We start from the raw sequence: 16,064 nt of genomic DNA on the forward strand, positions 1-16,064 counted from the left end.
CTTGAGCTTATCCACATATTTATGAGACTGTACAGAGAAACAATATAATTTTTAATGTTCATGTAAAATATAAATTTAAAAGGAAAAAACATGAAAAGGCTGATTATTGTAATAGCAATGGGCGTTTTTGAGGCAACATTAAGTCCAGCATTGACAGCACGAACACTAACAATTGAAGACGAAATACAAATGGAGTTGATTAACACCATGGCAGCTCAGTCTGAGATAATGAAAAATCAAATTTCTGAAACGAAAAAAATACATGAGTCTATAACAGGCTTTCGAATGAACAATATCGCAATAAGGGATGGTGATGATATTTTACTTTCTGGACCCAAATATATTTACGATAAGAAGGAACAATCAAAGGTTTCTCCAGACTTTTCTAATTTTTTTAAAAATGTTGAAACACAAGAGCAAAACTATTTTGAAATCATGGATTTTGATACAGCACGTAAACTTATTGATCAACGTATTCAATATGCAGCTATTATTGATAAATTCATAAGTTTGCGATCTTTTGAAGAAACAGAAAAGCGTTTCATGCGAGTTGTGCAATATTTAATGGAAGTTAAGAATACAGAAGATTTGAAAAGTGTTAATGAATTACAAGTGCACATTAAGGGTGTACTTGCTATGATCCAAAATGAAGCAACAAAATTGCAAATGGTTACACATCTGCGTAATGCAGAGCAAGCATTAATACGCCAGCAAAAATATAACCGCAATATACAAATTTTAAGTCATAAAAATGTGAAAATGCCAATTGTTCAGATACAATATAAAAGACACTAGTGATAAAATCCTTTATAACATAACCGTTTATATCGGCAATTTTTTTGATTGTAAAAATTCGATATATCCTGTTCAACAGGTCTGTCTAAAAACACATAATGGCCAATTATTATAACACATAAAAGTGTTTTTGGTCAATTGTATAAATGCAAAATGTACCGCTGTTCTAATACAACAGAAAAGTGAAAATTGGAGAGAGAGAGAAATACCGTAGTTTTCAAATACTCTCACAATTATTCCGTGAAACTGATCAAGCAACAAGTGCGTATGTCACGGATATTTCATCAAAAGTAATTGCGACAATTAACTCCTTTGTGTCCGTCGATCTTACTATTTCTTGTATCCTTTATGTTTGGCTTATCATGCGCGGTGCTGTAGATATGCCAGTTTTTGAATTCTTGAACCGTTGTATATGCATAAGCATTATTACTTCAATTGCATTCATTGCAGGACGTTATCTTTATAATGAGTATGCCTGATGACTTGTTAGAGGTATTGATAGGCAATCCGCCAAGCATACAAAAATCGCTATTTCATTTGACAACGTTTTTGAAAAAGGATTCCAGTGTGCAAGCAAAGCGTTTGAAGAGTCTGCTTTATAGATTCTTCGATATTCTTACTCTATCTGTAACAAGCTTCTTTGTAGTAATTTACGGAGTGCTCATCTTATTAGCACGAACTATACTTACCCTTCTTGTTGGACTCAGACCACTCTTCATTGTTGCTTTACTTTGGCAACCAACCTATCGCTTATTTTTAATAATGGATAGTGCAAATCTTAAGCTATACAATTCTTATTATGCTTTTAGCCATCGTGTTTAATATGCTGATAAACATCTTTGCTAATGACATGAGTGATTTAAAGTTTGATGTAAAAACAGAATGTAGGTTATGTCCTTGGTGGTGTTCTTATCTTGTCTATTGTCTCCATTGCGCTGTTGCTTAAAATGTCAATCCGTTTGCCAATGTTCTGGCAAAAGGCGTTACATTGAGAAATCTCTGGATACTAGATGCTGCCTCCCACAGTCGTCGCATAATGAAATAATCAAAATATTTAAGAACATAAGAGAAAATACCAACACAATAGATAAATACGTCTATCAATAAAAATAAATACAATTATAGACAATATATTTTTTAATCAAAATTGAAATAATGATAAAAAAGTGTTAAAGGTGTGTATAACAGTTGCAAAAGAGGAATATTAAAATGAAAAGAATCATTTTTACGATTTTGATTGCGAGTCTTTTATCGGCTTGCCTATTTGCTCCAAAGCCAAAGCAACCAAGTAATTGGAACCGTGTGCCGATTAATAAAACAATTCCTGCCGAAATTCAGCGAGGAGTCATATGATAAAAAAACAAGCTAAACCAGTCGAAGTTGAAAAGCTAAACAGCTATTATGAGGAAAGCCGAGGCTTAGAACGCGAACTCCTAGACGAATTTATAAGATCGCGGAAGACAGCATGGCGTGTAGCAAGTGTCGTTGGTATTTTTGGATTACTCGGTATGGTATGTGGGGTCGTTGGTTTTTATCAGCCTGCTCCAACACCTTTGGTGCTACGCGTTGATAATACCACAGGCGCGGTTGATGTAATCTCGATCATGCGTGAACATGAAACCAGTTATGGAGAAGTTGTAGACAGATATTGGCTCAATCAATATGTGTTGAACCGAGAAGCTTACGATTACGATACAATTCAGCTCAACTATGATACGACAGCGCTTTTAAGTAATCCAGCCGTTCAGCAAGAGTTTTACAAAATTTATGAGGGTGAGACGGCGCGTGATAAAGTGCTTTCCAACAAAGCACGTATCACAGTAAAAGTGCGATCAATTCAGCCTAATGGTCTTGGTCAAGCGACCGTACGTTTTACCACACAACAACATGATAATAATGGTGCAGCTGGAGCAAAACAACATCAGATTGCAACGATTGGTTATACCTACGTTGGGGCGCCAATGACCTCATCTGATCGGTTACTAAATCCTCTTGGTTTCCAAGTGACAAGCTATCGTGCTGATCCAGAAGTACTTTTGCATGATTGAGGAATTAATTATTATGAGAAAACTTGCGTTCATTACTTTATTTTCCTCACTTTCCTTTCTTGGTACAGTGCCTGTACAAGCGCTTAAAACTCCATCGAGTTCACAGTATGATCATCGCGTTCGCTATGTAACATATAACGAGGCCGATGTTGTTCAGATTGAAACTGTTCTGGGCGTTGCTACACATATTATTCTTGAAGAAGGTGAACATTATGTCACCCACGCTTTTGGTGATTCGGAAGCTTATGCTTTTGCACATAAGGGACGGCATATTTTTATTAAACCCAAAGCGGAACTTGCAAATACAAACCTCATCGTTGTTACCGATAAACGTAGCTACAAGTTCCGATTACAGTTTCGCAATGATCGTGCTGATGCAACTTACGAATTGGCTTTTTATTATTCCGATACAAACAACCAAGAGTTAGAGGAAAATAATCGACGTCTTGCTATTGAACATGGTTTTCACAAAGGCGTAAAAGGTTACAATCTCAAATATACTATGAGTGGTGATCAAGATATCGCCCCGATAAATACTTGGGACAATGGGCGTATTACCTATTTCAAATTTCCTGCTAACATGGATATGCCGACCATTTACATGGTGGACTCTGAGGGGAATGAAAGTCTCATTCCACGTACTGTTGTAGGCAGTGCCAATGATATTATTGCCGTTCACAAGATCAATCCCAAGTGGCTTATACGGCTTGGTAAACGTGCTTTGGCTGTTTTCAATGAAGCTTATGATCCTAATGGTATACCAAATACAACTGGAACAGTTTCTTCGGTGGTTCATCGTATCAATAAAGGAGGAAAGTAATGTTTAACAAACAGAAAGGAGATGAGATCAATAAAGGTGCAAAAAAGGATAACACCGAACAAACATATATTGAAGGTGCGTATGGGAGTTCAGAATTGGGTTCTGAGCGTCGTCCGACAATTCCTGGAGCGCGCGCATTATTAGGGGTGGGGCTTGTTGTCGTCATAGCAATACCAATTGCTTTGACTTGGAAGGCATTGAGAATGCACAATACCGTAGATATTGAGGAAGAAAAACCTCAACAGACGGTGCAACAAGTGATACCCAGTTATATTCCTCGCGTTATAGAAGAGCCAGAGGTTATAGAAGAAGTAGAAAAACCAACACAGGCAGCAGACGATTCAAAAAATGAAATGCCAGCAGCTTTGGCTAAGCTTTTGCAAACAACGATACCATCACATTTAATAAAAGATATCGAAGAAATAGCGCGCACACGTATGCTCAATTCTAGTCTTAACAACGGTGGTGGTGAGAGTTCTTCTATAGACCATTCAAAAGATCCATATCACCATGATCAAAATAGTAGTGCTTTGTTTGATAATCTTCAACCTGTACGATTAGGTCAATCACGTGCTGCCCAACTTCACAACCGCGATCTTTTGATTACACAGGGGACACAGATAGATTGTATCCTAGAAACCAAGATCGTTACATCGCAGCCGGGAATGACAACGTGTCATTTAACACGCGATGTTTATTCTACAAGCGGCCGTGTTGTTTTATTAGATCGTGGTTCTAAAGTCGTGGGCTTTTATCAAAGTGGTGTGCAACAAGGGCAATCACGTGTTTTTGTACAATGGTCACGTGTTGAAACACCTTCTGGTATCATTATCAATCTCGACTCACCTGGCACTGGCCCTCTTGGTGAATCTGGTATTGGTGGTTGGATTGATACACATTTTTGGCAACGTTTTGGGGGAGCAATCATGGTGAGCATCATTGGTGATTTAGGAGAATGGGTAAAAGAAAAAATGGGACGAGGAAGTAAAGAGGAAAAAGAAAAACCACAATCTCAAAATGTGCAAGGTGCTGAATCGGTAGTGAGCGAGGTTCTTCAAAATTCAATTAACATTGCACCAACACTTTATAAAAACCAAGGCGAACGAGTCAATATTTTCGTTGCCCGTGATTTGGATTTCAGTGATGTCTACAGCCTCGTTACCCGCTAATTCGATACAGAAAGATCAAGCTGTTGCACAACTTTTACAACCACTTGATCATTTTTTGGGAGATCCCAAAGTTACTGAGTTATCAATTTGCCGCCCCTGTGAAGTATGGACAAAAAGCTTTGAGGGTTGGCAAATCCACGCTGTGCCGGAATTAACAACCACTTTTTTACAGACACTTATCACAGCGCTTATTGTGTATAACGGTATGGCGCCCAAAAGTATTAATTATGTACGTTTACCCGGTGGACAACGCGGTACAATTGTACAAACACCCGCTATTATTGATGGTGCACTATCCTTTGTAATTCGTAAACATTCTCTTACGGTGAAAACATTAGAGGAACTCAATAAAGAGGGGGCTTTTGATTGTTTTACGGATGTAAGTTTTAATAAGCCTTCTGAAAAGGAGGCAAATAGCTTATTGTTGAAGCAAGATTTTACGCGGTTGGAATCATTTGAGGTAGAACTCTTACGTTTTAAACGTGATAGAAAAATTATTGAATTTTTAGAACAGTGCGTCTTTCATAAACGTAATATTATTATTGCAGGAAAAACAGGATCGGGTAAAACAACATTTGCTCGCTCTTTAATTGAGAAGGTACCGATAGAAGAGCGCATTATCACAATTGAGGATGTTCATGAACTTTTTTTGCCTAATCACCCGAACCATGTCCATATGATTTATGGTAACGGAGCGGGTCGTGTTTCGGCTGAAGAATGTTTAGATGCCTGTTTACGTCAATCACCTGATCGTATTTTTCTTGCTGAGCTGCGTGGCAACGAAGCGTGGGAATATCTTAATTCTTTGAACACTGGACATCCTGGATCAATTACAACAACACATGCCAATAGCGCTTTGCAAACATTTGAACGATGTGCCACATTGATCAAAAGATCAGAAGTTGGTCGTCAACTCGACTTAGAAATGATAAAGATGGTGCTTTATACAACAGTGGATGTGGTATTGTTTTTCAAGGATCGAAAACTTTCTGAAGTCTTTTATGATCCCATTTTTTCTAAATCAAAAATAGTTTAAGAGGTGTTGTTCTTTCAATAATATGGCAATCAACAACCATTAAATGACGAGGTCATATGAGTCGTAAAGAATTTTTATTTTATGATTCTATTACGCTTTTATTTATCTTGCATTTTGGGGAGTTTGTTATCATTCTAAGGGCAGATTTTCTATGATCTGCTCTTTTTGTATAAAAGGATGCCATATTGTCGTCCATCACTTCAAAAAGCGCTTTCAATTGTGAGACTATTGCATCGGAATTTGTAGTATGTGTTGTTGCTAAGTTTCTTGAACTGTATGTCGGTTTTTTACACCTGCTTAGCTAAACATATTATAAAACAAAACTCCGAAACTTTCTTTGGGACGTGTTTTCCGGTGTTCACTATAAATGCATGTTTTTGCACTTATAGGACCAATTTTAAGAGTTTCTGTGAGTTTGGGTAAAATTGGAATTATTTTTTGTTTTAAGGTAAATAATGTTGTCTTTGACAGCTGTTCAGTCAATGTAAACCTACATTACTATGACACAAGCCAGTGTACAAAATAATATTGGTCTATAAGCGCTCATATGTATTATGTGTATGGATATTCAAATTGTGATTTGCGTGGTTTTTGAGTTAATGCTGTATCATCAAACTGTGAACATGTAATAACAAATTTTTCTCATCGTCATCCTTATATGACAGCGAACAATAGCGAGAAAATGTGCGCACATGTTCGTAAACCCCCTTGATTCTAGATAAGATAATGCCAATGATTTTACAGCTCTCTTATCATGATTTTCTGAGACAATCTTTCATAAAAATGAATTTTTTGCCTAGCAGTATTTGTTAAATGAGATATTCTTTTATCGAAGAATCTTATAGGGGAAGAGAATGACTTTTGGCAACTTACAAAACTAGGTTGGTATACTCGTGTGATGTTTTGGCTAATGCCAGGAGAGAAACAACGTATTTTAAAAGCATTTATTGCAAAAAAAAGTCCGATGAAACGGATGAGTGTATAGCTAAAAAAGAGCTTATGTATGATAATAACCTATTCATTGCTATATTTGTTCTTCTCAAGAAGAAGTTTTTCTACTGCAATTAAAACGAAACTCTGGTTTATTTTGATCATTTCCTGAAGATGTTTAAAGTATATCTCTTCATAAGGAATGGGGTACATATTGCTGTTTTTAAACTCAAAGTAATATGGTCAATATTAACTGAAAAAGGCGTCTTCTACGCGTCGTCAAGAATAGCGAAATTGACAATGTTTTTGCCAAAAATAAGCATGGTTCTTTATTGACTTATGTTGACTTTATCCCTTTTTATAAAAAATAATTATAAAAGAATAACGCGCATAGTGCATTATAATAAATGTTAAGAACAGTACCACACGCGTGTGCAGAAGTGCTCTATTTATTATTCTAATATGGCAGATTCTGATATAATATTTTTTTATATTATTTCCTTTTTAAGAAGAAACTCAGAAAAAAAATGATTATACTGCGTGATTTGGTCTAGATGCTTGTATGATGATGCATATTTCTTTAAAGCTTTTCTATTAACTTATGAAGAGGTTTATGAGGATATACAATTTCTTTGAAGTTCATATCACCAATTTTATTATAGAGAGTGCAATTTTAAGTGTAGAAAAGTTTAATATCGAATGGTTGGTACGAACTTATTTTTAAAAAAGAGTCCGTTCTCTCTTTTTTGGTCCTATAGGAGGTTGGTTAGCGGATAATTTCTCTTTGAAGAAAAATATGATCTTAAGTGAATTTGTTAGATTATTAGCCTCATTATTCGTTTTTGTAACCACAATAACAGGGACTGCGCATATTATTGTGCTTATTTTTGCAGCAATATGTACAACGATAGGAAGAAGTATTTTTCAACCGAGTTTTCAAGCTGTTATTCCCAGAATGTTTTCAAGAAAGGATTTTACAAAGGCAAATAGTATTGCACAAATTATAGAGGAAACCGCATCTGTCATTGGCCCTTTGGTTTGTTCGGTACTAATTTTTTTAGCGAATAAATCGGCAGTCCTCATTTTTGATTTTTTGACCACTTTTATCTCTATTATCGTGTTATTAAATCTCATGAACTTCAATCCAAATGAGAATAAACCTTTCAATTTTATAAAAATTTATCGAGAAACAGCTTCTTATCTTCAATATATTTCTACAGAAAACAAACATTTATTTATGACGCTTGTTGGCTCGTCATTTGCTATTCTCTTTGCTGGTGCAATTTTAAGATTTTTAATTCCAGCTTTTGTTTTCTCTGTGGGGGGGAGAGGAAAGCCTTGTGAGTTCACTTTTTTCTCTCATGGCTGTGGGAACGATTGTCGGTGGTTTATTATATCATAAAATTATATTGAAGATTACATCGTTGAAGCTCATGGTATTTTGGCTTCTTTATGGGGTTATTCTGTTTTTTATGCCTTTAGCTGCAGAACTTTATTTAAAACTCCTTCTCGTGTTCGCATTGGTTTTAGGGGTTATTGGTGCGTTTGTGGATATTACTTTAGTCTCAGCTTTTCAATTATATTCTCGTCGTGAAGACTTTGGTAAGAGTTTTGGGACCTTTTCAATTTTAGCGAACTCTGCAGAAGCCCTGTCTGGCTTTATTGCTGGTTTTTTTGCACTCGTAGGATTAGTGAGCTCTTTCTTGGCTATGTCTGCACTCATTATTTCCACTGGAATGATGGGCGTTATAAAAATTAAGAAAAATAAAGAGTTAACGCCTCCTAACACGGCAGAATATGATAATCATTGACATCCCTACATAACATTTCTTTTTTTAAGATGGCTCGTCAATGATATTTGAAACAAAAATATTGATATTCCTAACGGTTTTTTGATGATTTGATGCAGAACAGTGTGAATTTGCCAGATTTTATAACAGTTGTTTTGTTGCAAAAAGAAATGAGATTTTTTACATAATGCAACATGTTGATTTTATTGATAAACCTTACGTTCCGTAATTTGAATGAGGCTTTCAAATAGCATATGATTTCCTTATTTCAAATCTGCTTATTCTGATAAGGCTATAACAAAAGAAGATATTTTCTATCATAGTTATAGATTGTTCTTTTCAGAAGATGGACCGCACTTGCTATGCTGGTAATTTCTCTAAAGAATGACCTTATATCCCTTGTGCAAGAGTGCTGAAGATTTTTAAAAAATTGATCAATGCATGGCGTGCATTTGAGTTCATTTGCACGTAAATGATGAAACTGTAAAGCTTTATCCTTTTACCTTTAAAACGAGTCATTCAAAATTGACAGATATTCTTGCATCCTGCACAACATCTATAATGTTGTTGAAAGGAATTTGCAAAAATTAACAATGGTCAGGAAAAGGATAAATCGACGGTTGTTGATAACAGCAATATCATCATGACAAATATTTCTTTTGTATTTCTTTTGAGGTTTATGATGATATTGTAAATGGTCACTTTACTCTTGAAAGTGTTATGGAGTGTTGATGAGTTAAGACAGATAAAAAAAGTGGACTTGCTTATGATGCCAATTGCTATGCTATTGCAACCGTTGGCAGTCCTGCTTGCCCACTGGAGTTGTTTCAAAGGGTTATTTCCGTGAGTTTAGAAGCTTTGAAAATTGTTCGCAGACTTCCAAAATTGAAAGTGAAAGAAACTGAAAAGGTTAAGTTGTTTGTTGTATCGGAAAACATGTGTCGTCAAGGAATGTTTTTTGAGGTGCAGTAGTAAAACACCGCTGTTGAGAGTCGTTCTATAAGGCGAAAGCTTTATGATCTATTTTATTATGTTTACGGTATCTTACCTTCTGAGGATTACCATGCGTGTTATCGGTATGATTTGTTCAAGCAATTATCACGATTTTAATAAACAGAAGCATAGAGGATTTTGGGCTTTTGTGGCTGTTGGTTGAGCGTTTTGTCATTTGTATCATTCAATAACGAACCTGAAACTCGCTGGGATTTCTCATTTTAAATTTTTATATTGAAGCAATCAAAACCATTTTTTTACATGTTGTAGGTGGGGTGGCGTTTGGATACTGAAAAAAGAGATATCTTGAACGTTTTTAATGCAAAGTGGTATCGGGCTGGTAAAGAGCGATAGGGCTTCTTATAGAAAATGAAAAGGGTAAAGATCAGAATGCGGTTCTTATATAGACCTGGATCATTTTTATATATTGGAATGCAAGAATGCGTATTTGATTGATTTGTTGTATCATACTTGCATTGTGATGACTTTTAACCGGATAAGCAATAAAATGAATGTCAGGCATGAGATATTTTAATTCACGCATTGAACGCCACATGTGGTAATCATGCGTGACGATATAAACTGTTTTATAATGATGCTTTTTAATCCAAGCAGCGCTTTCTTTCGCATTTCCTTTTGTATTAATTGCTTTATGTCCGATGTCGACGCAACAGGTGAAGAGTTGTGGCGTAATATGGCGGGTGTGCATGAAGCTCTTTAAAGTGGTGGTGGCATTAACTCCACTGATCAAAAGTCGTGAACCAACCCCCTTTTTTAAGAGATAGAGCCCTGTCTCTATTCGGTTTTCTCCCCCTGTCAGAACGATAATGGCATCTGCTTTTTGTAAATGGTTTGGTGGTTGGAGTCGTTCTGTTTTTTCAGAAAAAACAATGAAACCAATACAAAAAAGCAGAATAATGATTAAAAGAAACAATGCTGTGGGTGGAAAATAACGAAAAAACCAGCGCATACTCCATAAGCTGCTTGTAGCACTCTCTTTTAGGGAATGCTCTATATCATTTTCCATGAGGGTTTCAGAATTGTCAGGGTCGTGAATCATAAAATTAAAATAAACCGTTCTCACATTGGTCAATTTTTTTAAGTTGTGTCAGAATAGTCATGCGGTTTGTGAGTGTTGTCAGAAAAGAAACAAAGAGAATAAGCCCCATAATTTTTCCATAGGGAATGGATTTTATGGAAAAATGTCCAAATAAGGCAGCTATTTGGCTCGCTTCTACTCTCCCTAAGTTATAATTTGTCCAAAAGGTAAAGACAGCAAAGAGAAGTATGCTGGTAACCCCACCATATAAGGCACCACGTAGTGCAGTTTTAAAAAAATGCCAGTCAAATTGGCGCGCAATGAAGAGTGTTTCAGTACCAAGGAAGTATAGGACATTGATAATATGGGCATTTTCTGCCAATGCGTTGCGTGTGGCAAAAATCACCGTGAGTATCAGTGAGCCTAGAACCAATGCTAAAATTGCGAAGCCAATGAAAACAGTTGTATGGGCCATTGTCGCAAAACGATCTACCCAAGCGCGGTGATCATCAAACTGTCCTCCTGGAATTTGTGTTTTGATTGCATGACTTATGGCGTGAAAATTGATGTCTTCATTCTCTTTCAATTTTACAATAATAAGGCGGGGAAGGGGCAATTCACTTAAGCTTAAACCTGTGCCGAGCCATGGTTCGAGGAGCTTTTCTGTTGCGGTTTCGTCAACAATTGTGGCATCTTGTACACCCTGAAATGTTTTAACCAATTTAACGGCATCATCAAGGGATTTTTTCATATTAATATTTTCGATGGGGCGTATTTGAATGGTCGCTTCATAGCTAATTTGATTGCTCCAGCTCTTTCCAGCACGCTGTATTAAATCAACGCCGATTAAGGTGAGGCTCGAGAGAAAAGTCATAATAGCAATAACGGCAACGAGAGCTTGTCCAGAAATGTTGCCATTGGGAATAATCGCTGTTGTGTTTTTTTGCTTGCTGGTAAATATGGGAAAAGGTTTATTCATGAATTGTCATCCGTCCATTATGGAGGAGCATGCGCCGTGCAGCGACTTGTTCCATTAATGCAATATCATGGGTAGCAATAACAACCGCTGTTCCAAAACGGTTTAACTCGATAAACAAACGAAGCAAGCGTTTTGCCAAAGGTGGATCAACATTTCCTGTCGGTTCGTCAGCTAGGAGAATTTCAGGCTGATCAATAAGTGCACGGGCAATCGCTACCCTTTGTTTTTCTCCACCAGATAGAACTGGGGGTAAAACATGAATATGGTCTCCAAGTCCTACCCAACAGAGAAGATCTTCTACTTCACTGCGATATGTTGCTTCCTCTTGTCCTTTAATGCGTAAAGGTAAAGAGACATTTTCATAAGTGGTCATATGATCAAGGAGGCGAAAATCTTGAAAAACAACACCGATACGTCGTCGTAGAGCAGGGAGTTCTTTTTGTTTGAGTAAGGCTGTATCGTTGCCAAATAAATCAATATGTCCGCGTGTTGGTCTGAGAGCCAAAAACATAAGACGCATCAACGATGTTTTTCCTGCTCCAGAGGCGCCAGTGAGAAATTGAAATGATCCAGGGGGAATATGAAAGCTAATATCGCGAAGGACCTCAGGCCCCATTCCATAGCGCAATCCAACATTTTCAAAATGAATCACTTTTCATTACCACTTCTGCTTTTATATTGCATTGTTATAAGAACTTTTTTTCTCATTGTGTCAGGCTCTTGGTTGGGTTTACACTACACAGTTTCCAATATTCTGCTTTTTTCGTTTCTCATTCGTTATTAAAACAATACTGTTTGTGATAATATTACCAATTTATTATACTCTTTTATATTTTCCCTTAATCGATGATTTTAGCAGGAATTCTAAAGCGTTTCTAGCAGAAACATGAGAAGCGTCATGCCTGTTTTTTGCTTCGTCATGAATCGTCTTGTTTGCGCGCTTGCGAATGAGTGTTGTCCATATAGTGCTGAAATCTTGGGTAGAAGGTGTGTTCCACAATATTTGAATATTATTTTCCTTTTTCTTGATTGATGATTTTAGGAAAAAATCCAAGATGATTGGGATAAAGAGGTTAAAACCATCATGTGTATTTTGTATGAAATATTGTTTTCTCTTTCGTAATCGGCAGAGGATTCTTTACTTTCTTTTTCTTTCGGTTTTCAGGATTTATATAAACGCGTTCTGAACATTTCTTCTTCAACTCTTTTTGAGAAGATTGAGATATTTTATCTGTTTTGAGTGGTACGAATTGCATCAAGAATGATTTTTTGTAGAAGGCATTATAGAAAGAGCGCTTCTGGTGGTTCTCGTAAAAAAAAGCCAGAGCCACCAGAAGAGCTAGATATTACGATTGTTGTTTTGATGAGGTGTTGGCTTCCTTATTTTGGCGATTGGCAATCAGATCATCAACGACTTGTGGTTCGGCAAGGGTGGAAGTATCTCCTAGATCATCAAAGCTATTTGCAGCAATTTTTCGTAAAATACGCCTCATAATTTTTCCTGAGCGTGTTTTTGGTAAGTCAGGAGCAAACTGAACTTTATCTAATATGGCAATGACTCCAATTTCGTTTCGGACATATTCAATAAGTTCTTTACATAATTCTTCGCTTGGCGGTGTGCCTTCCATTAAGGTGATAAAACTGTAAATTCCTTGCCCTTTAATGGGATGCGGATAACCGACAATCGCTGCTTCTGAAACCGCTGGATGAGAAACAAGGGCCGATTCAATTTCAGCTGTTCCTAACCGATGTCCAGAGACATTGAGAATGTCATCAACCCGTCCGGTAATCCAGTAATAGCCATCACTGTCGCGTTTACAGCCATCACCTGAAAAGTACTTTCCTTTATAAGGTGAAAAATAGGTTTCAATAAAGCGCTCATGGTTATTATAGAGGGTCCTCATCTGACCAGGCCATGAGTCAGAAATACAAAGATTGCCTTCTGCTTCACCTTCCAGAACATTGCCTTGGGGATCAACGATTTGGGGTTGAATACCAAAGAAAGGGCGTGTCGCTGATCCTGCTTTGAGTGGTGTTGCACCGGGGAGGGGCGTAATCATATGCCCTCCTGTTTCTGTTTGCCACCATGTATCAAGAATGGGACAGTGACTATTTCCAACCTTATGATAAAACCATTCCCATGCTTCTGGATTAATCGGTTCGCCCACGGTGCCTAAAAGACGTAAAGAAGTCCTTTTGGAGTGCTCAAGAAATGAATTTCCCGCACCCATTAAAGCGCGAATAGCTGTTGGTGCGGTATAAAGCGTATTCACTTGGTGTTTGTCGACAATTTTCCAAAATCGGCTTTGGTCAGGAAAGTTAGGGGTCCCTTCAAACATTAAAGTGGTCGCCCCATTGCATAAAGGACCATAAATTAAGTAAGAATGCCCAGTAATCCAGCCAATGTCGGCAGTACACCAGTAAATATCACCAGGGTGATAATCAAAAACATATTGGTGCGTCATTGAAGCATAAACAAGATAACCAGCTGTTGTATGCAAAACGCCTTTAGGTTTGCCTGTTGACCCTGAGGTATAGAGAATAAAAAGAGGATCCTCAGCATTCATCTCTTCTACTGGACAATTTGGGCTGGCATCAGAGACTTCGTCATGGTACCAAAAATCACGCCCCTCTATCCAGTTAATTTTTCCACTGGTCCGTCGTATGACCATGACTTCATTGACATGAACATTTTGCTGGGCTGCTATGTCAATAGCGTGATCAACGCTATCTTTTAACTTGATCTCTTTTCCACCACGCAAGCCCTGATCTGCGGTAATGACAAAGGTCGATTCACAATCAACAATGCGTCCTGCTATTGCCTCCGCAGAAAAACCAGCAAAAATAACCGAATGAATGGCACCAATGCGCGCACAGGCAAGCATGGCATAGGCGGCTTCGGGAATCATGGGGAGGTAAATGGTAACTTTATCACCTTTTTTGACGCCATGTTTTTTTAAAATATTGGCAAAGCGGCAAACATGGTCATGAAGTTCACGATAGGTTATTTTTTTATCATGGTAAGGGTTATCACCTTCCCAAATTAACGCGATTTGATCACTGTGGTGTTTTAAATGGCGATCAATGCAATTATAGGCAACATTGGTTATGCCATCCTCATACCATTGAATGGAGACATTATCGTCAAAGGAGGCATTTTTTACTTTTGTATAAGGTTTAAACCATTCAATGCGTTGACCATGTTTTGCCCAAAAGCTTTCTGGATCATTGATACTCTTCCGATACCATTGTTGATATGTTTCTTCATCAATCAAGGTATGTTTTTTGATATGGTCTGGGATTGGATAAATTTTTTCAGACATTGTTCCCTCGCTTTTTTTATCTTTTGGAAAAAAACAGTCATTGTGTTTTGATGTTTTGGGTAGCGTTTTCCAGAAGCTTATTTATTTAATAAAAATATTGAATTTGGTAGTAGACTAAATGACAAATATTGGAATAGTCAATTTTTAAATTTTGAGGAAGTTTTATTAAAGAGAGTATTATTATTCTATGTTAGGATACTCAAAGATGGCAGACTATATTATAGCAATAGAGCCTTTTATCAGTGCATAAACAAAATAAAATTTAAAAAATATTATAAAAAGGGGGAGATAGGGTGAGAGTGTTTTTTAGATGATTGATTTAAATGTTTTTTGTTTTGTGTTCTCTTAATTTAAAAAAAATAAACGCATTAAGATGCTAATATACACCAAAATATCTACACAAACTATCAAAAACAATAAACAGAATTACTGTATATAATGTTGATTTTATAACGACTCTCCAACTGTAATCGCTAATTTTTTGTAAAACCAATAGCATATATAGGGATAAATATAATGAGAATGCAAAACAATCTTATGATTTCACAACGCATATTCATTATAACAAAATCCTTATTATAATATATTGATATATAATAGCTATCTCTGAAAATGAGTTTATCTCTAGCTATAGATATTTAATTTTGGTGTATATATATTTACAAAATTACTTAAATTCAGAGTTATCTTTGTCGCTACTTTCTATAAATGAGAACCAACACTCATGAATTTTATCTATAAAGCCTGAAGTAGCACTGCTTACAAGTTCCCCTCCGAGACCTGAAGCCCACCTGAAAGTTTACCTTCTGATCCCCCAGTAAAGCCGCCTATGGTTGCATTCTTCATTCCTGTTACAGTTCCTATTTGAAGCGTCTGTATATCCATCTGAGAAGCAAAATCACTAAGGCTACATGCATTTGCATAAACAGGTGTTGAATCATTTAGATTATAAACATCGCGTGAACCAAAATTTCTCATATATCCCCCCTTTAACGTATCAATATGATGATATTTAAAGTAAATATCATGCGTTTTAGAGAAAAATAAAATAAAATTTTTGAAAACTTGGTGTTATTATTTTGATTTGCATATAAATATATTTATAGCGCTAGATAGTTTTGTTTTTATTATTTTCTGTTTTT

11 protein-coding genes and 3 pseudogenes are annotated in these 16,064 nt (G+C 36.6%); 9 read left to right on the plus strand and 5 right to left on the minus strand.

Annotation, left to right across the window (positions count from 1 at the left end):
* Positions 1-90 precede the first annotated feature (90 nt).
* The 9 genes and pseudogenes from ABID23_RS01260 to ABID23_RS08135 form a co-directional block, all read left to right on the plus strand.
* Positions 91-795, plus strand: a complete 705-nt coding sequence (locus ABID23_RS01260) for a TrbJ/VirB5 family protein (RefSeq protein WP_354188518.1) — start codon at positions 91-93, stop codon at positions 793-795.
* A gap of 380 nt (positions 796-1,175) precedes the next feature.
* Positions 1,176-1,617 (plus strand): annotated as a pseudogene (locus ABID23_RS01265) (type IV secretion system protein).
* Positions 1,618-2,004: 387 nt separating this feature from the next.
* Entirely contained in the window at positions 2,005-2,148 is a 144-nt protein-coding gene (locus tag ABID23_RS01270; RefSeq protein WP_354188520.1) for a lipoprotein, read from the plus strand.
* Positions 2,145-2,843: a VirB8 family type IV secretion system protein gene (locus ABID23_RS01275; RefSeq protein ID WP_354188522.1), complete on the plus strand. Its 699-nt coding sequence runs from the start codon at positions 2,145-2,147 to the stop codon at positions 2,841-2,843. Before ABID23_RS01270 ends, ABID23_RS01275 begins: the two co-directional genes overlap by 4 nt.
* Positions 2,844-2,856: 13 nt before the next feature.
* Complete coding sequence (gene virB9, locus ABID23_RS01280) at positions 2,857-3,663, plus strand: P-type conjugative transfer protein VirB9 (RefSeq protein WP_354188524.1); 807 nt, start codon at positions 2,857-2,859, stop codon at positions 3,661-3,663.
* Entirely contained in the window at positions 3,663-4,832 is a 1,170-nt protein-coding gene (gene virB10, locus ABID23_RS01285) for a type IV secretion system protein VirB10 (protein ID WP_354188526.1), read from the plus strand. Before virB9 ends, virB10 begins: the two co-directional genes overlap by 1 nt.
* Positions 4,804-5,868, plus strand: coding sequence for a P-type DNA transfer ATPase VirB11 (gene virB11, locus ABID23_RS01290; RefSeq protein WP_354188528.1), 1,065 nt, complete (start codon positions 4,804-4,806; stop codon positions 5,866-5,868). The genes virB10 and virB11 overlap by 29 nt, the downstream gene beginning before the upstream one ends.
* 1,684 nt (positions 5,869-7,552) lie before the next feature.
* Positions 7,553-8,609: pseudogene (locus ABID23_RS01295) on the plus strand (MFS transporter).
* 714 nt (positions 8,610-9,323) lie between these two features.
* A pseudogene (locus ABID23_RS08135) lies at positions 9,324-9,560 on the plus strand (hypothetical protein); the annotation flags it as partial.
* A gap of 406 nt (positions 9,561-9,966) precedes the next feature.
* Here ABID23_RS08135 and ABID23_RS01300 read toward each other — a convergent pair.
* The 5 genes from ABID23_RS01300 to ABID23_RS01320 form a co-directional block, all read right to left on the minus strand.
* Entirely contained in the window at positions 9,967-10,608 is a 642-nt protein-coding gene (locus tag ABID23_RS01300; protein ID WP_435521238.1) for a YdcF family protein, read from the minus strand.
* A 37-nt stretch (positions 10,609-10,645) separates the two neighbouring features.
* The gene (locus ABID23_RS01305; RefSeq protein ID WP_354188532.1) at positions 10,646-11,599 is read right to left on the minus strand and encodes a cell division protein FtsX; all 954 of its coding nucleotides are present in this window, start codon (positions 11,597-11,599) and stop codon (positions 10,646-10,648) included.
* Positions 11,592-12,251, minus strand: coding sequence for a cell division ATP-binding protein FtsE (ftsE, locus tag ABID23_RS01310; protein ID WP_354188534.1), 660 nt, complete (start codon positions 12,249-12,251; stop codon positions 11,592-11,594). The genes ABID23_RS01305 and ftsE overlap by 8 nt, the downstream gene beginning before the upstream one ends.
* A 694-nt stretch (positions 12,252-12,945) precedes the next feature.
* Entirely contained in the window at positions 12,946-14,922 is a 1,977-nt protein-coding gene (gene acs / locus ABID23_RS01315) for an acetate--CoA ligase (protein WP_354188536.1), read from the minus strand.
* A gap of 759 nt (positions 14,923-15,681) precedes the next feature.
* A complete protein-coding gene (locus ABID23_RS01320) occupies positions 15,682-15,900 on the minus strand; it encodes a hypothetical protein (protein WP_354188538.1) in 219 nt (72 codons plus the stop codon).
* Between the last annotated feature and the right edge of the window lie 164 nt (positions 15,901-16,064).

It is taken from the genome of Bartonella silvatica (assembly GCF_040545155.1).
Taxonomy (GTDB): Bacteria; Pseudomonadota; Alphaproteobacteria; order Rhizobiales; family Rhizobiaceae; genus Bartonella; species Bartonella silvatica.